General features: G+C 61.8%; 15 protein-coding genes, 1 pseudogene and 1 riboswitch. Of the genes and pseudogenes, 3 read left to right on the top strand and 13 right to left on the bottom strand.

All coding sequences use genetic code 11. From position 1 onward, the window contains the following. Positions 1-138 precede the first annotated feature (138 nt). Genes JQN68_RS01030 through JQN68_RS01020 form a run of 3 tightly spaced genes read right to left on the bottom strand, consistent with a single transcriptional unit; the run spans position 139 to position 3,831 of the window. A complete protein-coding gene (locus JQN68_RS01030; protein WP_225071286.1) occupies positions 139-1,143 on the bottom strand; it encodes a phosphatidylserine decarboxylase in 1,005 nt (334 codons plus the stop codon). Next, a complete protein-coding gene (locus JQN68_RS01025) occupies positions 1,118-3,565 on the bottom strand; it encodes a hypothetical protein (protein WP_225071285.1) in 2,448 nt (815 codons plus the stop codon). The genes JQN68_RS01030 and JQN68_RS01025 overlap by 26 nt, the downstream gene beginning before the upstream one ends. After that, complete coding sequence (locus JQN68_RS01020; RefSeq protein WP_225071284.1) at positions 3,562-3,831, bottom strand: hypothetical protein; 270 nt, start codon at positions 3,829-3,831, stop codon at positions 3,562-3,564. Before JQN68_RS01020 ends, JQN68_RS01025 begins: the two co-directional genes overlap by 4 nt. 247 nt (positions 3,832-4,078) lie before the next feature. On the opposite strand from JQN68_RS01020, the pseudogene JQN68_RS01015 reads away from it, so the two are divergent. After that, positions 4,079-4,471: pseudogene (locus tag JQN68_RS01015) on the top strand (TraR/DksA family transcriptional regulator); the annotation flags it as partial. 121 nt (positions 4,472-4,592) lie between these two features. On the opposite strand, the gene JQN68_RS01010 reads toward JQN68_RS01015, so the two are convergent. The 3 genes from JQN68_RS01010 to JQN68_RS01000 are packed head-to-tail and all read right to left on the bottom strand — an operon-like array spanning position 4,593 to position 6,117. Beyond that, positions 4,593-5,168 carry a tetratricopeptide repeat protein gene (locus JQN68_RS01010; protein WP_249620957.1) on the bottom strand — a complete coding sequence of 192 codons (576 nt, stop codon included), beginning with the start codon at positions 5,166-5,168 and terminating at the stop codon, positions 4,593-4,595. A gap of 11 nt (positions 5,169-5,179) precedes the next feature. Next, on the bottom strand, positions 5,180-5,719 hold the full coding sequence (locus JQN68_RS01005) for a cysteine peptidase family C39 domain-containing protein (RefSeq protein WP_225071281.1): 540 nt from the start codon (positions 5,717-5,719) through the stop codon (positions 5,180-5,182). Continuing rightward, the gene (locus JQN68_RS01000; RefSeq protein WP_225071280.1) at positions 5,716-6,117 is read right to left on the bottom strand and encodes a PA2779 family protein; all 402 of its coding nucleotides are present in this window, start codon (positions 6,115-6,117) and stop codon (positions 5,716-5,718) included. Before JQN68_RS01000 ends, JQN68_RS01005 begins: the two co-directional genes overlap by 4 nt. A gap of 123 nt (positions 6,118-6,240) precedes the next feature. Next, positions 6,241-6,387: riboswitch (FMN riboswitch) on the top strand. Positions 6,388-6,466: 79 nt separating this feature from the next. On the opposite strand from JQN68_RS01000, the gene ribB reads away from it, so the two are divergent. Continuing rightward, a complete protein-coding gene (ribB, locus tag JQN68_RS00995; protein WP_225071279.1) occupies positions 6,467-7,120 on the top strand; it encodes a 3,4-dihydroxy-2-butanone-4-phosphate synthase in 654 nt (217 codons plus the stop codon). A 393-nt stretch (positions 7,121-7,513) separates the two neighbouring features. Here the strand turns inward: ribB and fdxA are convergent, their stop codons facing one another. Further along, complete coding sequence (fdxA, locus tag JQN68_RS00990) at positions 7,514-7,687, bottom strand: 4Fe-4S ferredoxin (protein WP_225071278.1); 174 nt, start codon at positions 7,685-7,687, stop codon at positions 7,514-7,516. Between the two features lie 218 nt (positions 7,688-7,905). Between fdxA and JQN68_RS00985 the strand changes: the two genes are divergently transcribed. Then, complete coding sequence (locus tag JQN68_RS00985) at positions 7,906-8,742, top strand: sulfide/dihydroorotate dehydrogenase-like FAD/NAD-binding protein (RefSeq protein ID WP_225071277.1); 837 nt, start codon at positions 7,906-7,908, stop codon at positions 8,740-8,742. 34 nt (positions 8,743-8,776) lie between these two features. On the opposite strand, the gene JQN68_RS00980 is transcribed toward JQN68_RS00985, so the two are convergent. The 6 genes from JQN68_RS00980 to JQN68_RS00955 form a co-directional block, all read right to left on the bottom strand. Then, positions 8,777-11,644 carry an EAL domain-containing protein gene (locus JQN68_RS00980; RefSeq protein ID WP_225071276.1) on the bottom strand — a complete coding sequence of 956 codons (2,868 nt, stop codon included), beginning with the start codon at positions 11,642-11,644 and terminating at the stop codon, positions 8,777-8,779. Positions 11,645-11,872: 228 nt separating this feature from the next. Next, positions 11,873-12,070 carry a hypothetical protein gene (locus JQN68_RS00975; RefSeq protein WP_225071275.1) on the bottom strand — a complete coding sequence of 66 codons (198 nt, stop codon included), beginning with the start codon at positions 12,068-12,070 and terminating at the stop codon, positions 11,873-11,875. Between the two features lie 107 nt (positions 12,071-12,177). Beyond that, positions 12,178-13,305, bottom strand: a complete 1,128-nt coding sequence (locus JQN68_RS00970; RefSeq protein ID WP_225071274.1) for a putative sulfate/molybdate transporter — start codon at positions 13,303-13,305, stop codon at positions 12,178-12,180. 227 nt (positions 13,306-13,532) lie between these two features. After that, on the bottom strand, positions 13,533-14,336 hold the full coding sequence (locus JQN68_RS00965) for an ABC transporter substrate-binding protein (protein WP_225071273.1): 804 nt from the start codon (positions 14,334-14,336) through the stop codon (positions 13,533-13,535). 202 nt (positions 14,337-14,538) lie between these two features. After that, complete coding sequence (locus JQN68_RS00960) at positions 14,539-15,453, bottom strand: substrate-binding domain-containing protein (protein WP_225071272.1); 915 nt, start codon at positions 15,451-15,453, stop codon at positions 14,539-14,541. Between the two features lie 106 nt (positions 15,454-15,559). Next, positions 15,560-18,517 (bottom strand): insulinase family protein, encoded by a 2,958-nt coding sequence (locus JQN68_RS00955; RefSeq protein ID WP_225071271.1) that lies wholly within the window; start codon positions 18,515-18,517, stop codon positions 15,560-15,562. Positions 18,518-18,566: the final 49 nt, after the last annotated feature.

Genomic DNA, 18,566 nt, shown 5'->3' with positions numbered 1-18,566 from the left:
AGCGGTGGAGCAGGGTCTCGCGCCGCCTACGCCGAAGGCCGCATGAACCCATCCCTGGGGCTCGGCTGACGCCATCCGGGCGCCAGACACCCTCGGCGTAAGCACCCCGAGACCCCGTTCTGAACTGTTTGGCCTTTTCTAAACCAGGCCGCGGGCGATGAGGGAACGCACCCGCACCTCCGTCTCGACCAAAGGCCGGCCGAAGCCGTGGCTGAAGCGGCTCTGAACATCGCGTCGGCGCTGGTTGTGCAACAGATCGGCGGCGAAGCACACCCGGCCGGGCTGGAACAGGAGCACATCGGTGCTGCTGCCGGGACGGTAGAGACTTTTCGGACATCCGCGCGCCACCGCCAGGCCGGGCACCACCGGCACCGGGTCGTCGTAGGCCACGTCGCTGTAACACTGAACGATATCGCCGATCATCAGGGCCACCACCTCAATCATGGCCACCAGTCCGACGCCGGTGCCGCCCGGTACGTCGGTGTCGAACACCGTCACCACCCGCCGGTTCTTGGAATAGGGGGTCACCAACCGCACCACCGCCTGGGGATTGCAGCTGTGGCAGACACCATCCAGGGTATAGATGTCCAAAACCCGTCCGGCCACCGGCGTATGGTTGTAGTGATACTTGTCCGGCGTCAACCGGAACACGGCGTAATCGCCACCGGCAAAGGCCCGGCGCCACGCTTGCCGCTCGCCGAGCAATTCGTCAAAGTCGAAAAAACAGCCTTTGAGGCGCAAGGGCTCGCCATCGGCAAAGGTACCGGTCACCAGGCGCGCGTCCGCCGGCGACACCACGGCCCGGGGCGCCGTGGGCATGGGCCGGCAACTCCAGTAACGGATGCGGCGCTCGAAGACCTTGCGGGCCGTATCCAGAGCTTCCGGCGGATCCAGGCATTCGCTCAAATCCACCCCCGCTTCCTGCAGGAAACGGCGGTTGCCCAGTACCCGCGTGCCAAGCACCGAATCGTAGTTGAACAGGGCCAGGGCCGCTGAAGAGCGGGCGCCGGTCAAGGCGCGAAACAGGGTTGGAGCACTTTCGCGCACCGGGCCGTAGAGAAAGCGGATGATACGGTCACCAAACAACTGTTCGGTGCACACCGCGCCACTGTCGCGGTCAATATACTGATGCAGCATGGACATTCTTGACTCCGGCAGTTGTCGGGTTCTGGTATTCCCGACCGGATTGAACGTGAACGTTGAGCAGGACAAGATGGATGATCTTTCGCAGTACCTCGGCCGGCAGCCGCTCCTCCAGGCAATCACCGCGCAACGCCCGCAGCCACTGGGCCGCCGAGCCGGCACCGAGCAGCTCGTGCAAGGCCTGCCGCAGTTCCCCGTCCCGGGCCGCCAGGCATTCCAGGTGCGCCAAATCGGTGGCCAGCAGTTCCAGACCTTCAGCCAACTGGCTCCGGCGCAAGGCTTCCCGATAAACCCGTTCCGCGGCCTGGTTGAACTCCTCGGCCGGCACGGCCAGGGGCTCGGCCGCCCCCAGCTCTTCCAGAATGGCCCCCGTCAACCGGCCGCTGGCGGCAAAGGGGCCGGGCAGTTCCAGGCGTCGCCGCAGATCCTGCAGAGTTTCCTGCAGCCCCAAGGCCTCCACCAGATCAGCACCATCGGCCTGCAGGGTATGGAGCAGCGCCAGGCGATAGGCGGCCGCCGGCACCCGCAGCCAGCCGGCATAACGCCGACTGGGTCGGACCCCGACGGTACGAGCCAGAATGCGATGCAACAGGATGTTGCGGCTGTTTTGACGAACAAAAAATTCCGGCAGATCGAGGGCCGCGGCAAAGAACATCTGCCGGCGCTCGCTTTCCGCCTCCGGTTGGTCGGGCAGATGGCGGTGATCCAGCTGACCCAATGCCAGGTATTTGTAAACCAGGGCGGTGATCAGCTGCTGCAGGCTCGCAGCGGCGCCCATATCCCCTTCGAATTCCGGAAACAGGCTGTACTGACGACCCTCGAAACCGCAAAAACCCATGGCGTCGAACTCGCGCTGCCGCACCGGCAGATAGAGAGCCATGCGAGTATCGATGATCCCCAGCCCGGCCAGGTCCTCCTTGAGGCGCTGCTGGTTGCCGAGGCGACCGTCCAGGGCCGGACAGCGTTCGGTGCTGAGCAGGGCCACCGGATAATCGACAAGTCGGTAGTCGGGCACGAAATCTCCCTGCAGACCCAGCACCCGGGCGACCAGGCGATCCAACCAGGGCGGACCGAAGGGTGTCACGGAGCGGCCCAACACCGTCAACCGGGCTTTCTGACGCCAGCGACGCCAGAGCATGCGCAGGTGGCTGAAATCGAGCTCGTGAGATAAGAATCCCAGAGCTTGTTCCGGATGGAAATCGCCGAAGCCGAGGCGCCAAGGGGCGGCACTGTAGGTACCGACAAACAGGGGCAGAAAATGTTCCATGATCTTGATGGCCAAGTCGCCGAGATGTTTCTCCTCGGCCGCACCGAAGCCCGAACCGGGATCCCGGCGGGCCGCGCCAAGCAGACGGCTGCCGAGGCTGATATGGACACCGTTGTTGGCCAGGCTGGTGTTGGAGGTATCGGGCAACACCACCAGGTTGTTGACGATGATGCCGGCATCGCGCAACTTGGCCACCGCATTGAGATGGCTGCGGCTGAGCACGCGGTGACAAAGGTGCATGTATTGATGCTTTTCCTCGCCGCGATCCCAGCCGGACAGGCAGGGGCTCATGAACAGCTCGCGATAGAGGGCGTCGGGAATCAGGCTGTTGAGCCGGCGCTGGCGCCAGGGCGGCTGGGGTGCCGCATAGATCATGGCCCGCTGGCCGCCGTCCGCCAGATGGAATTGCCGATTGGCATACTGCACCAGCAGATGACTGAGCAGAAAGCGCTGCGCCGCTTCCCGCCCCAAAGCCCGGCCCAAGCCGCGGCCGGGGGACAGGGGCACCACAAAAAAGGAGAAGGTTTCCGGAGAGGTGTTGTCGTTGAGAAAATGCTCCAGGAGTTCCTGACCGGTGGCGCGCACCGGCCCGGCAAGATCCGGCCGGCCCACGGCATCGGCCAGAGCCAGCTTCAGCAGATAGCTGACGGGGATGCGGAGTTCCTCGCCCTGGGTGCCGGCGGCCACGAACCGGTGGACGTCGCTACGCAGTCCCAGTTCGGGGCGCTGTTTGTCGGCCAACAGATCCCGCTGCAGAACGGCTTCGGCCAGCCCGTTGAGGGATTGCCGGGGCAGACAGACCCAGCTGTTTTCCCAGATGCCCGCATCGTTGTCCGCCACATAGCCCAACAGGCCTTCGGCCAAACGGGGTGAAACGTCGCCGGTGGCGGCCCGTCGGGCCACCTGTTCGAAATGGCTCGAACGACGCAGGCGGGCCGGCAGATCCACCGCCCAGGCATCGCCCGCCACGGCGGCTTGCAGTTCCGCCTCGGCACCGCCGGTGGCGTCGTCGCGCAGAAACGGCAGGGTGGCCAGCAACCCTTCGGCACTGCCAGTGTCCACGCCGAGGCGTGCCAGCACCTCATCCGGAGCGGCGACCGTATCGCGACCGGCGGCGCTGCCGGTGAGTACCGTGGGCAACCAGCGCCCGCTCATGGCATCCGCCTGCGCTCGGCCTCGGGCCGGCCGGCCGTTTTATCACCGCCGGCCGCCAGCAGACGGCGCCGCAAGTGATCGCACTGCCGATGCAAACGCTCCAAGCGACGCCGTTGCCGACCGTCCAGACGCCGTCGACGCCACCACAAGGACCCGGCCCGCAACAAGCTCAGCAACCCGCCGTGACATTGTTCCAGAGCAGAACACTCCGTTCCGTGGCGGGCGGTCGCGGAGGCAATTCTGGTACTTCCGGAATGGGATTTCATGCAGCCTCCCGTAGAAAAGTGCAACAGCAACGGCTGCCGCAGCGACGCTGAGACTAGTCATGAGTGGTTAGAGAATGGTTACCCGCCGGTTATTTCTTTTCCTGGAAGGAAAAATCGAATTTTAATCCCGCGACACCCAGGCCGGGACGAATTCTCACCCGGCACTCACATTTTCTTAAAAAACACCGCCTTTAATGCCCCTGAAAATAGTACCCCCCTTCCAGATTTGAAAGGCAAAGGACGGATTATGATCCCCTTCAGCGAGGCAGACGGGTACCGGCCCAGCGAAAACGAACCTTACATGAATGCTCGGCAACTGGTTTACTTTATGCGACTGTTACTGGAGATGCGGCAGAGATTGCTGCGTGAGGACCAGGATACCCTGGCGGTGCTGTGCCGGGATGACGAGCGCTCCGCCGATCCCGTCGACCGCGGGGTGCAGGAATCGGATCGGCAACTGGAACTGGCCGGTCGGGTGCGCTGTCGGCAACGCTTGGCGCAGATCGATGCCGCGTTGGCGAGAATCGCCGACGGCAGCTACGGTTATTGCCTGGCCAGTGGCGAGGAAATCGGCATCCGCCGCCTGGAGGTGCTGCCCTTTGCAACCCTGTCCATCGAGGCCCAGGAAATGCGGGAGCGTGCCCATCACAGCCGGCCCGGTCTCGGCGATATTGCCGGACTGAATCCGCAACGCGGGTTGGGCGGAGAAGTCGCAAACTTTTGAGGTGAGTTCGAGGCAGGCGAAACCGCTCGAAGAAGGTTCAGGGTGTTTCGTCGCCGACGGCCCCGCCCATGGCGCCGGTCACTTCTTCAAGACGCTGAAGCAGGCGCCGGCGTTCGGCATCCGGCAGAGGCTGTTGCAGCGCACGTAAAAGAGTGGCCCCGGCAGCGGCGGCATCCCCTTGGGCAAGCTGGATTTCAGCCAGGGTATCGAGGAACAGTACCTCATCGGGTTGCTGTTGCAGGGCTGCCTCCGCCCAGCGCCGGGCCTCCGCCAGTTCGCCCTGTTGCAACAGGGACCAGGCCAGGTTGTTCATGGCCTCGGCATGTTGCGCTTCGCGCCGCAGGGCGGCCCGAAAGCTGGTCACCGCCCCTTTCCAATCGCCGCCGGCCGCCAGCACGTTGCCGGTGTTGACCAGGGGCTGGGCCCAGCAGCGATCCCCCTTGGCCGCACGCCGGTAGGAGCGCAAGGCCAGCTCCGTTTCTCCGGCCTGCTCGTAGGCGACTCCCAGATCGTTGTGTTGCCGGGGTGTGAGGGGATCATTCAGGACGATGATCCGCGGCAGGCTGCAACCGCTCAGAAGGACCAGCAAAGCCATGGCCGACAGCAGTTTCAAAATCCGTCGGCTCATGGCAGATACAGATAGAGATGGTTCATTTTGCTCCAACGATTTTCCAGCTCTGCCTCGGCAATATACGCCAGCGGACGATTGCCGGGTCGCAGAAAAAAACCTCCCCGATCCTGGCCCACAACCACTACGTAATGGGGTTGCGACACGCCCCCCCAGCCCAGTTCCAAGGGGATCAATATGGGATAGCCGGCCTCCAGGCGCTGTCGAAGCAGATCGGTTCCGCCCCGCCCCGAAACCGTGGCCAGGCCCAGGCGCCGGGCATAATTTTCCAGATCGGGCAGTAAGGTGCCGCGCAGGACCGACATATAGGTTGCTGTTTGAATCTCCTCCCGAGGCACGTCCCGCCCGGCATGGCCGAGGAGAACGGCCAGGGCCGCCGCCCCGCAATCGTAGCGATCCTGCTGAGCGACGAAGGGCACCCCGGCAAGGATTTGTGCCTCCGGGTGCAGCCGGCCCTCGTCGACGGGGCGCAGGGGACCGCACCCGACCACCAGCATCACGGCTGCAAACCACCACCAATGACGATACCTCGTCACCGGATGATGATCTGCTTGTTCATCAGCTTGAGAATGACGATCACCAGCAGGGTGATGACCAGCAGGGCGATAATGACCCCCAGCACTCCGCCTTCGGCCAGGGTATCGGACAACCCGGCCAACTGCTGCAGCTGTTCGTCGCTGAGAGTTGGCAGTTTGGCTTCCACCTCGGCCGGGGTGAGGCCGTAATCGGCCAACCTTTGAGCGACGACCTGCTGCTCCAGGGCTTGGCGGATCTTGGCGATCTGTTCCGCGCGCTCCGCTGTCACCATCTCTCCGGTGGCCAGGCGGCTGGGTGCGAGGGCCGCGTGGCTCTGAATCGGCCAAACGGCCAACAGGGAAAAGGTCAGCATTACCAGCCAGCAGATCCGGCCATCCAGAATCCAGGGTTTCTTCACGAGACACCTCCAAACCGTCCGTCATATCCAAGAACACTCCTTGTCATGATTGTAACCGGGCCCCCCTTCCTTGCAACCACTTTATCTTGACAGGATTCCCGTCACGGCGGTAGATTGCATGCAGACCATTCTCAGGGCGGGGTGCAATTCCCCACCGGCGGTGATGTTGCCTATCGGCAAACGAGCCCGCGAGCGCCTGTCGCAGACAGGGCGGCTGATCCGGTGTGATTCCGGAGCCGACGGTTACAGTCCGGACGGGAGAGAACTGGTATCGACATGGCCCTGCGCCTGCCTCCCGCCTCCCGTCACGATCCTGAGTACCACCAACCTGAACAACCGGAGGATCGTGATGTCCCACTCTTTGCTGAGCCGTTTCGGCGCACCGCTGGAGCGCGTCGAAAAAGCCGTTGAACGCCTGCGCCAGGGGCGCGGCATCCTGCTGGTGGATGATGAAAACCGCGAAAACGAAGGCGATCTCATCTTCCCGGCGGAAGCCATCAGCGTGCCGCAGATGGCCCTGCTGATTCGGGAATGCAGCGGCATCGTCTGCCTGTGCCTGACGGACGAAAAACTCCGCCAACTGCAATTGCCGCAGATGGTCGAGGACAACAGCAGCGCCAACGGCACTGCCTTTACCGTCTCCATCGAAGCGCGCCACGGGGTGACCACCGGTGTCTCGGCCGCCGACCGGGTGACCACCATCCGCACCGCCGTAGCCGCCGAGGCCCGTCCCGAGGATCTCTGCCGGCCCGGCCACGTCTTTCCCCTGCGTGCCCGGCCCGGCGGGGTCTTGACCCGACGCGGACATACGGAAGGCACCGTCGATCTGATGGTCCTGGCGGGCTACAGCCCGGCCGGAGTACTGTGCGAACTGACCAATCCCGACGGCAGCATGGCGCGCCTGCCGGAAATCGTCACCTTCGCTGAACGCCACTACTACCCGGTAGTCACCATCGAAGACCTGGTTGCCTATCGTTCCCAGCACCTGGCCGCCACCGCCTGACAGGACCGCAAAGACGGTTATTCATCCGGCGCGGAGCCGCCGTGCGCATAAGCACAGTCCAAGAATGTCGGTTTGGTTCGGCATTGTTACGAAAACCCACGTAGCAATGCCGGCCCCGCCAAGCTAATATCACGACATCAAAAACCTGCAACACGGTTGGCGAGAACAGTTCCAAACCTCCATTCTTGGCGCGTTGCCTCAACCTCCTGAGCAGCGCGTCTTTTTTTTGTGCCCTCTCCATCGACTTTTGAATTTTTACTTTCGGACACACAATGTCGAGGGTGGCCCGAGGGCCGCCCTTTTTTGCATTGCCGACACAAACAAAAGCCGCCCCCGCAACAGGGACGGCCGGAATCGGCATTAAAGGAAAGAGGGTGTTTCAGAGCAACGACTTCAGTCCCATTTGATGGCATCCACCGGGCACACCTCGTCGCAGGCACCGCAATCGGTGCAGACCGGCATGTCGATGACATGCACTTCGCCCTGTTCACTGATGGCATCCACGGGACATAGATCGTCACAGGCACCACAGTTGATGCAATCTTCGGTAATATAGTGGGTTCCCATTTTTCACCTCCGTGCGGGTTGAGGGGCAAAACTACCCAAAGAATAGCCAACCCTGTCGGCATGTCCAGCGCTGACGAACATTTTTCCCGCACCCGCACCCGCCACCTGCTCCAGCCGGCCCCGACGATGCCGACCTGCCTCTGGCCGAGCTTGCGCCGCGACGCCGGGACCGCCTGCTATAATGAGTGGTGAACCCTTTTCCCAAAAAGGCAAAAGGCATGTTCCCAATCCTCGACAATCAGCAGATAGCACCCAACCTGCACCGGATCCGGGTCCTGGCTCCGCGTATCGCCCGCCGCCGGCAACCGGGCCAATTCGTCATTGTCCATGCCGATGAGAACGCAGAGCGCATTCCTCTGACCATTGCCGATGCCGACTCCCGGAGCGGCACCATCACTCTGTTCGTCCAAGCCGTCGGCTATTCGACCCGCAAGATCGTGGCGCTCCCCGCCGGCGCGGGTTTTCGGGATGTGGCGGGTCCCCTGGGCAACCCAACCCATATCGCCAAGTGGGGCCAAGTCGCCTGCGTCGGCGGAGGCGTCGGTACGGCGGTGCTCTATCCCCTGGCCAAAGCCCTGGCCGAAGCCGGCAACCGGGTGCTGGCCATCATCGGCGGGCGGGCCGCGGCCTTCGTCATCCTGGCCGATGATTTGCGCCGTTTCTGTGAAGAGGTGCTGATCACCACCGAGGATGGCAGCCTCGGCCGGCGCGGCTTCGTGACCGACCCCCTGCGTGAAAGGCTGGTCAATCCCCGGTTGCAGCCGCAGGCGGTATTCGCCGTGGGGCCGGTTCCGATGATGCGGGCCGTAGCCGAACTGACCCGCCCTTGGGGGATCGAAACCATCGTCAGCCTCAATCCCATCATGATCGACGGTACCGGAATGTGCGGCGGATGCCGGGTCATGGTCGGCGGTAAGATGCGTTTCGCCTGCGTGGACGGGCCGGAATTCGATGGCCATCAGGTGGACTTCGCCCTCCTGGCGGATCGCCTGACCACCTACCGCAACGAGGAATGCCGGATGCTGCAGCAACTCGAGGAGGAAGGCTCCTCCTGACCGGACTTTGGCGGCGGCGTCGACCGCCGGGACCTCAAGCGCCGTTCAATGGCGAGGCGGCAGGGCACGGTTGCGCCGCAGCGGCGGCCACCGGACACTCGAGGGACAGGTATTCAATGAACTCTTCGGCCGGCATGGGCCGGGCAAAGTAATAACCCTGCATGATGTGGCAGTCCCGAACCCGTAGAAAATCGAGCTGTTCCGCGGTCTCCACGCCCTCGGCCACCACCATCAGATCCAGGCCGTGAGCCATGGCAATGACCGTTTCGACGATGGCCGCATCGCCGGAATCCCGGGCGATGTCCAACACGAATTCCTGAGCGATCTTGATGCGATCGAGGGGGAAGGTTTTCAGATAGGCCAACGAGGAATAGCCGGTGCCAAAGTCGTCGATGGTGATATGCACCCCCAACTGCCGCAGCCGGTGCAGCACTACGGCCGCACCGGCGGCGTCCGTCATCAGTACGCTTTCGGTAAGCTCCAACTCCAGATAGTTGGGGTCGAGACCCGTTTCCTCGACAATCCGCGCAACCTGATCATAAAAATCGGGCTGCTGAAACTGCCGCGCGGAAAGATTGACCGCCACCCGAAACGGCGGAAAGCCCGCTTCCTGCCAAGCGCGATTCTGCATGCAGGCGGTGCGCAGCACCCAGTTGCCAATGGGCAGAATCAGACCGGTTTCCTCGGCCAGGGGGATGAAGATGCCGGGAGAAACCAGTCCCCTGTCGCGGTTGCACCACCGCAGCAGGGCCTCAACCCCGACCATGGCACCGCTGCGATGATCGATTTGTGGCTGAAAGACCAGATAAAACTCCTCCCGTGCCAGGGCCTGACGCAGGCTGGTTTCCAATTCGCTGCGTTCGATGACGCGGCGATTCATGTCCTCGTTGAAATACCGGTAGGTGTGACGGCCCTGTTCCTTGGCCGCATACATGGCCATATCGGCGCTTTTCAACAGCCGCTCGCCGTCAGTGCCATCTTTGGGAAACAGGGCGACGCCGATACTGGCGGTGGAAAAATGCTGATTTCCCTCCAGTTCGAAGGGCTCGGTAAACAACTGCAGAATCTTCTGGGCTAAATCGTCAATCTGGGAAACGTTCTGCAGCCCCGGCAGCAAAATGGCGAACTTGTCCCCTTCCCAACGCACCACGGTCGCTTCGGCCCGCACCGACTTGCTCAGCTTTTGGGCAATCAGTTTCAACAGTTGGTCCCCACAGGAATGGCCGCGGGTATCGTTGATCACTTTAAGGTTGTCCACTCCCAGCATCAGCAGTCCGGCCATGGATCCGGACCGTTCGGAGTTGCTGAGCACCCGCCGAAACCGCTCTTCGAAAAGGGTGCGGTTGGGCAGGCCGGTGAGGCTGTCGAACCATGAGAGCTGGCGGATTTCCCGCTCGATTTCCCGCTGCCGGGTAATATCGCGCAGGGTGGCCAGGACGAAACGGTCAACACCGTCGCCGCCGGCGGTCAATTCCAGCTCGATGGGAAATTCGCGGCCGTCACGGTGGATCGCCAACAGTTCCAGTGGTCGGCCAACGGCCTCGCAAGGTTGCCCGGTGGTAAAAAAACCCTGCACGTCCTGTCGGTGCTGCCGACGATAGTTTTCCGGCATCAGCCGGTCCAGGGTACCACCCAGGACGTCTTCGGCGGCCCAACCGAACACTTGTTCAGCAACGGAGTTGAACAAAGTGATACGGCCACGTTCGTCGATGGCGATGATGGCATCCCGGCTGGCTTCGATCAGGGCCTTGAACTGCTTGGCTGTCTTCCTCTGCCCCTGTGCTGCGCGACGGTAGCGGCGCTTTGTCCCGAGCAGCCAGGCTAGCAGGGCGAGCATCATCGCCCCGGTGGTCAGCAGCGGCCAGAACAACTGCGGCATCCGCTGCCAGAACGGCAAGGGCCGGTTCAGCAGAAGACTGCCTGCGGGCAGGGAACCCAAAGGGATGCCCTGCCGGCGCAACTGCCGATAGTCGAACAGAGCCAAAGAGGGTGCCACCATTGAGGAAGCCTCCACATCGGCAAAGGATTCGTCCAGCAAACGCTCCCGAACCAACATCGCCGCGTGGGCACCCTGCTGGCGGCCACTGGCCATGATGCCGCCCAGCACCGGTTCCGTCAGGTAGGCATCGTTGAGGGTCAGCAGTTTGAAGGAACCGGCCTGGCCCAGGGCGGTGGTGACTTCGGGCACCGACAGCAAACGGCCCTGCTCGTCATGAAAGCCGCCGGCCGTCAGCAGGATCACCACACCGCTACGGTAGGGAGTGAGTTGGCGCAGCACTTCGGCCAAGCGCCGATGGCTGATGAAGACCGGCTTCAGCCCGTCAGGCTGCCCGGCCAGTGCGGCTTCAATCTGTTTTCGATTGCCCACATCCGGTTCCGTGCCGTCACCGACCAGCAGCAGCGTCTTCTGCCCGGGAGCCAGACGACGTGCCAGTTCGACATTGGCGGCCACCTCCTGAACCTGGTAGATGCCGGCGAATTGAACCGGGTCGAGAATTTGGTCGAGGCCCAGGTTGTTGGCGCCGCTGAAAAAGACCGGCACCCCCGGAAACAAATCTCTCTTGAACCGTTGCAGGAATCCAATCGCATCGTCATCCGTGGCATAGATGAAATCCGGGGTCCAATCCCGATATTTGTCTTGAAAAAAACGCGCGGCGGCGGTTTGGTAGGAGGATTCGAAGGGCTTGCGCTTGGTATCGAGATATTCCGTGGCCCAAAAGGGCTGCCGGCAACCGGATGCCTTTTGGATTACCTCGACAAAGCCTTGGTGCTGGCTTTCGGTCCAGGCAAAGCCGGAATGATAGGAATGCAGGATAAACCCCCGACATTCCTCGGCCTGCCCCATTCCCATCAGTTGCAGGCAAAGCCACAGGATCAGCCCGCTCAGGCGAAGGTACTTCATGAACCAAACCCCACGATAACAACGAAAGTCCGCGGCAAGACGCGGTCAGCATGCACAAAGTTGCATTGTAGGCAAGGCGGCGATAAAAAAAAAGCAAAACCCGACAAAAGCGCCGTTTCTCCAACCGGGAAAACGACGCTTGCCGGGTTCACAAACATCACAGTTCAAAAATTGCCCGACGCCGTGGGGAGCACCGAACCATCGCCTTGGCAGCCTCTCGACAGACTGTTAGCTTTTGATCCGGTCCGGCCGCCGTTCGGACAGCCGCTTGCCGGCGGCAACGGGAATCATCGGTTCGCCATTGCAGACCAAATCGGCATCGCATTCCGACCAGCAGACATCCCCTTTGCACACCTTGGTAACGGTCAATTCGATATCGTACTCACCGCACTTGCCAATCAGCACGTCACCATCCTGGATTTTCATAGCACCTTCTCCTGTCCGGGGTTAACAACCTGACGCGGCCTCCGATTGCGCCTTGCATGGTTCTATTATAACCCGGTCAACCGCCCTCGCAAGGGGAGCGCAATCCGTCAAGGCCCCGCCTTCCTGGAAGGCAGGCGCGACAACCAGCGCAACAGCACATAATGCAACAGCAAGCCGGCCAGAAAACCGACCGCCATATTGAAAAGCAAGGATACCAGAACCGTCATCAACAGCGGCGCCAGGTTCCAGTCCCAACGCACATCGCGGGCAAAACGGGTCATTTCAATCCCCACCAGCAGCATCATGGCACCGATGATCGCAGAAGGAAAGGCGGCGAACAGGGCAGCTATGGATCCGGCCAAAAACAGCCCCATGGCCAGTTCCATGGCACCCTCCAGGAGATTGGCCCCCCCGGAGCGGGCACCGAAATAATATTGGCCGGCCAAACCGCCCGCACCATGACACATGGGCATGCCGCCGGCGAAGGGAGCCAGCAGATTGATCACGCCCATGTTGACGGCCAATTGCTTCTCGCTCACGGTCCGCTCCGGCCAGTATTCCCGTATCAGCACGGCGGTGGCGATGACCGCGTTGGTCGCTGTCAGGGGCACTTGGGAAAAACCGGCCAGGAGCATGGTTCGCCAACTGTCCTGCAGGGAAAACCCGGTGAGGGAAGGCCAGGCAAAAGACGGAGCCTGCAAACCCGCCAGGTTGCCCTGAAAACCCATGACCCCCACACCCAATGCCATCAGAACCACTGCCGCCGGGGCATACCGGCTATCGCGCAGCAGTAGCACCAGAAGCAGGGAAACCGCCCCCAGCAACCAGGCACCCTCTATCAGGCGCAGGGCTTCCAGGGCCAGCAAAACGCCAAGAGCAACCTGAATGCCACGTATCACGGAGCGAGGTGTAAAACGGGCCAACCGGCCCATCATGCCGGTCAAGCCCAGCAGCAGCCAGACCACGCCCATGGCAAAGCCGGAGGCATAAACCATTTCCGGCGTCCAACGTTGGGCGATGGCCACCACCGCCAAGACCTTCATGGGCTCCACCGGCATGGGTACCCGATAAATCAGACCGGTGGCGATATTGGTCAATCCCATCATGACCAGCAGGCCGGCGGGATCCAGACCGCAAACGGCAATATATCCGATGGCCAGAGGGAACAGAGTACCGAAATCCCCCATGGCACCGGCCAACTCCCGCAGGCTGAATTCAAAGCTGCCGATTTTCATGGTGAAGGCCTTAAAAGCAGGCTGAAGTCCGAAGACTGAAGACTGAAGGTTAAAATCTAACAGAAAATTCCGTGTTTTGAAATGCCTCGACGAAGCCTACCCTATCCATAAAGGCTTTGCCTGCCTCTCCCTTCAGCCTTCGGACTTCAGCCTTAAAAAAACCACCCCGCCGAAAAGCATCGACGGGGTGGGGGGGTCGCACAGAGGACCAATAGCTGCCGTCCTGCTTATTTGTAGAGGAAGAACAGCTGCTGATCGTTGACCTTGAAGTTCTCGATGATTTTCTGTCCTTCAGGAGAGGTCATGAATTCGACCAGAGCCATGGCCAGATCGTATTTGACATGGGGATGCTTGGCCGGATTGACGGCTATGATGCCGTAGGGATTGAACATGGCCTTGTCGCCGGCGAACAGGATCGGCAGGTCGGTTTTCTTGCCGTAAGCGATCCAGGTACCGCGATCGCTAAGGGTATAGGCGCGCTGTTCGGTGGCCATGTTGATGACTTCGCCCATGCCGGCGCCGGCTTCAACATACCATTTTCCCTTGGCCGGCTCTCCGGCCGCCTTCCACAGAGCCTTTTCCATGACATGGGTACCGGACTCGTCGCCCCGGGAAATAAACTTGGAGCCCTTTTTGGCAATGCGGCCGAAGGCATCCGCCGCCGTTTTCGCCTGCTTGATCCGAGCAGGATCTTTGGCCGGACCGATGAGCACGAAATCGTTGTACATGACATCGCGCCGGTTGACGCCGAAGCCGTCGGCCACGAACTTGTCCTCCAGATCGCGGGCATGCACCAGGGTTACATCTACATCACCGGCCTCGGCCAGTTTCAGGGCCTTGCCGGTGCCGACGGCAATGACGTCGACCTTGACATTATGTTTCTTTTCAAATACGGGCAGCATCACTTGCAGCAAACCGGAATTGTCCGTGGAGGTGGTGGTGGACAGGCGCAGACGCTCCTGAGCCCAGGCACCGGTGGCCATACAGGCCAGCAACAGGGTTACCGTCAAAAAACGCATAGCGGCTTTCATGGAATTCTCCTTTTTGCAGTTTACTGTGGTGGAGGGGTCAGTCTGCCTGGCCAGGCGGCGTTTCGTGAACAACTATACAGCGAGAAGGATATTAACACCAAAGGAAGGCGCCGTCAACCTGGCCGAGATGTCGTTATAAAGATAAACCATAACGAGCCATGTAGGCGGCGACGAGAATCCAGAAGGCTTGCAACGGAGTGAGTCAGCGAGAATCACCGGGGTAGAGCATGCGACCGGTCAGGCTCAGATCATAACCCGGCAAAGCGTCGGCCAGAGCCCGGAACCGCTCCTCGTGGAACAGGCCGAGAAACTGCTGGATGCCTTTCTCGAAAAACAGTTCCTTGGGGATAAGCAGGTCGAAACGTTCCCAGCGCAGGGGGATGAAATGCAGGTTGAGGAGTTCCGCCGCCGGGCGGATGCTGAGACCGATATCGGCGCGCCCGGAAAGAATCTCCAGGCCGACATCGAGATGGTGGCTGACTTCATTGGTGTAACCTCGCACCCGCGACGGCTTGATTTCGGCATTCTGCAATTCTCGATCGAACAACAAACGGGTGCTGGTGCCGAGGGGACGGTTGACCACGGTCAGGTTGCGGCTGCCGATATCGGCGACACCCTCTATGCCGAGGGGATTGCCCTGAGCGACCAGCAAGCCTTGCTCGCGGCGGCAGAAGTTGACCACCGCCGGCAGCACCTCCAGCTCGTTGGCGGCATAGGAAAAGTTAAATTCCTGGCCGTCTTCCTCGGCCAGGTGGCTGGTAGCAATATGGCACATGCCGCGCCGCAGGGCCCGCAGGCCGCCAAGACTGCCAAGCAACCCGAACAGCACGACCTGATCCGGATTAAGGCGTATGTACAGGGACATGGCGCGATCGAAAAGGATATCGTCGCTGCCCGCCACCATGAGCAGATCCGGTTTCTGCGGCAGTTCCCCACCGCTGGTCGGCACGTTGATGGTCATGCTCTCCACCCACTGCTCCACCAGATGCGCCGGGAACAGCCATTTGCCGGTGATTTTGGTCGCCGGCAGGCCCTTCTCGGTGATCAAGGTGTAAACCATTTTCTCGTTCACACCCAGCAGTTGGGCTACTTCTTTGGTGGAAAGCAGGTTTTCCATGTTCAGATCCTTCGGGTCCGGGGCAACGGGTCAACAAACCGCTCGCCCGGATACGACAGCACCGCCTGTGCTCTCGCCACCCCTGGGCGAGCACAGGCGGCAATGATCAGATCCTGCCAAGGGTCAATGTTTCTTGCGACAACAGGCGGTTGGCTTCCTGCAACTGAGGTTCGCCGGAGACCACGGCGACCGCACTCGCCTGCCAACCGTCCGCGAGATAACGTTGCGCCAGAGCGGCCAGGGACGCTGCGTCAACGGCCAGCAAGCGGCGGCGAAACTCCTGCCGTACCTCATCGGTCAGGCGCTGCAATTGATAGTGAAACTCCCGGGCCCCTTTGCCGGCCGGCGACAGGGGACGATCGAGAGCACTGAATACGCCGAGCACCGCTTCCTGGATCTGCTGCGAATCGAAGTCCCCCGACGCGGCCCAATGCACTGCATCGCGATAGACCTTGAGGGTGCGCACCAGATGCGGATCGCGATAGGAGAGCAGGCTCAACAGACCGGCCGTGGCATCATAGCTGGCCATGCCGCCGTAGGCCCCGCCCTTTTCGCGGATTTCCCGATGCAGATAGCCCCCCCGCAGCAGCCGCGCCAGGACCATCAGGCCGGCGGCGTCGGGATGAGCCATGGGCACGGTACAAAACACGCGCGCCACATAGGAAACGGGCACCGGCGCAATCCAGCCGCTGCACCGGGACCCGCCGGCCTGAGGCAACCGCGGCGCTGCTGTCGCCGGCCCGCCGGCAGGCAAAGCTTCGAGAAAACCGTTCAAATGCCCCTCGATCTCCGTCAGGTAGCGCTCCTCGGCAACAACACAGCAGCGCAGGCGGTCGCGACGAAAGATGAGGCTGGCCAAGTCCTGCAGGCGGGCGGCCAGGGGCGCCAGGTCCTGGACGGTGCCGGCAGCCAACTGCTTGACCCGGCCGATGAGATGCAGACCGTTCCACGTCTCCCGCAAACGGGCCGCGGGCGTCAAAGCCGCGGCCGCCACCCGGGCCGCATAGCTGTGGCCGGAACCGGGAACGGAGTTCTCCAGGGAAACCTTCACCTGTTGGATTACCGTGTGCAACCGTTTCAGGTCGCTGAAATCCGGAGCGGTGCAGAGATCGGTCAGAATACCGAACATGCGATCCTGGTTGGGGATCAGGGCCTTGCTCTGCAGTTCCACCAGCACTTGGTATTGCTGCAGGTCAAAGGGATCGTCCAACACCGTAGCCGCCGCCCGCAGGCCACCGACGGCGCCGGCCATGCGTTCGGCCAGGGTCAGGTAGCTCTGGCCGGCGGCACCAATTTTGCTGAACAGCGCACAGAACAGGGGCAGATCGGATATCGCCCATGCGGGAAGGTCCGCCACCGGCAACGCCGCGGAAAAATATCCGATGCCGTTGGTGGGCTGATCAAACCAGGTCACCGGCACCTGGCCCAACTCTGCGGGACGCGAGTCAACCCTCCGCTCGACGACGGGAATATCCGTCAGTTCAAGGCCCGGCAGGCAGGATACATCTTCGGCCCCTTCCTGGGCCTGCTGCAGTTCCAGCCCCTGACGCACCAACCGGTCCACGTCCGCCGGCGTCAATTGCCTCCGCAAGGTTTCCAGACGGGCTGCCGCCTGAGCCTCTTCCCGAGCCCCCTGTTCGGCATCGGGCCGCAACAGCAGACTGACCCGATGGGGATTGTCCAGCAGCCGGCGGCGAATCAAATTCTGCAGAAAAGGGCCGGCGGACAACTCCCGGCGCAGACGCTGCATGTCGCTGGCCACCTGCAGGGGTGAGACCGGGTCGTCGGCATGCAGCCAGGGACCGACCAGGCGCATGAGCAGATTCAGGCTGTAAGGGTACTGATCACCGCTGACTTCACGGAAACCGAATTCGAGTTGATGCAGAGCCGCTTCAACCTGATCCTCGGAAAACCCCTGCTCCGCCACTGTTGCCAGAGTCTCGAGAATCAGGGACTCGACCTTGTCCCAGGCATCGACCGCAGTCCCCTGCAGCCCGACGGCGAAGTAGGTTTCGCGATTTTCATCGGCATAACCGCTGCCCGGCGCCAGGTTCTGGCCCAGCCCCGAATCGAGCAGGGCCTGATAGAGGGGTGCGGCCGGATTGCCCAGCAGCAATTCGGATAGCAGGCTCATGGCCAGGCGTTCGAAGCTGTCGCTCAGGGGGCAGGCCAGCCAGCCCACCTGCACCAGACAGCGCTGGCCGTCGGCCTCGTCCGCGTCGGCGGCGAAAGTCGCTTCCAGACGCCGCGGCGCCGGTAAGCGCTGTTCGTCGGGAACCGAGCTGTCCACCTGCAAAGGACCGAACTGACTCAAGGCCAGCCGCTCGACGGCCGCCAAATGATCCACCAGGGGCAAATCGCCGTAGGTAAAGATATAGGCATTGGCCGGATGGTAAAATGCGGCATGGAATTGCCGCAGCTGTTCGTAGGTCAACTGCAAAATCTGCTCGGGCTCCCCGCCGGAATTGAAGCCGTAAGTGGTGGTGGGATAAAGGCCGCGGGTCAGATGCCGGTGCAACAGGGAGGAGGCATCGGCCATGGCGCCCTTCATCTCATTGTAGACCACCCCCTTGAAAACCAAAGGCGAAGCGCTGTCGCCGGGATCGGCAAACTCCAGCCGATGGCCTTCCTGGCGAAAGTCCCGCTCCCGCAGCAGAGGAAAGAACACCGCGTCCAGATACACCTGCATGAGGTTGTAAAAATCCTTGGTGTTCTGGGTCGAGAAAGGATAGAAGGTCCAGTCGCTGGCCGTCAGGGCATTCATGAAGCTGCTGAGGCTGCGTTTGAGCATGGTGAAAAAGGGATCCCGCACCGGGAAACGCCGCGATCCGCACAGCACCGTATGCTCGAGAATGTGCGCCACGCCCGTGGAATCCTTGGGCGGAGTCCGGAAGCCGACGCCGAACAGGTTCTCGTCGTCCGGTCGCTCCACATGCACCCAGCGGGCGCCGGTCTTTTCATGACGCAGCTTTACGAGGGTTGCATCCAAATCCGAGAGCTCGGTAACGGCCGTTATGGTAAAACCGTGCCACCCAGCGCCGATCCGATAATCCCCTACCGCCATTGTTTTTCTTTCTCCCTTGGTGCAACCGGCCAACCGACTGACTGCCTCT

The organism is Desulfuromonas sp. CSMB_57, assembly GCF_020194955.2.
In the GTDB taxonomy this organism is placed as follows: Bacteria; Desulfobacterota; Desulfuromonadia; order Desulfuromonadales; family Syntrophotaleaceae; genus JAFCIY02.
Note: the sequence above shows the minus strand (reverse complement) of the source record. Positions and strands in the feature narration are given on the sequence as shown.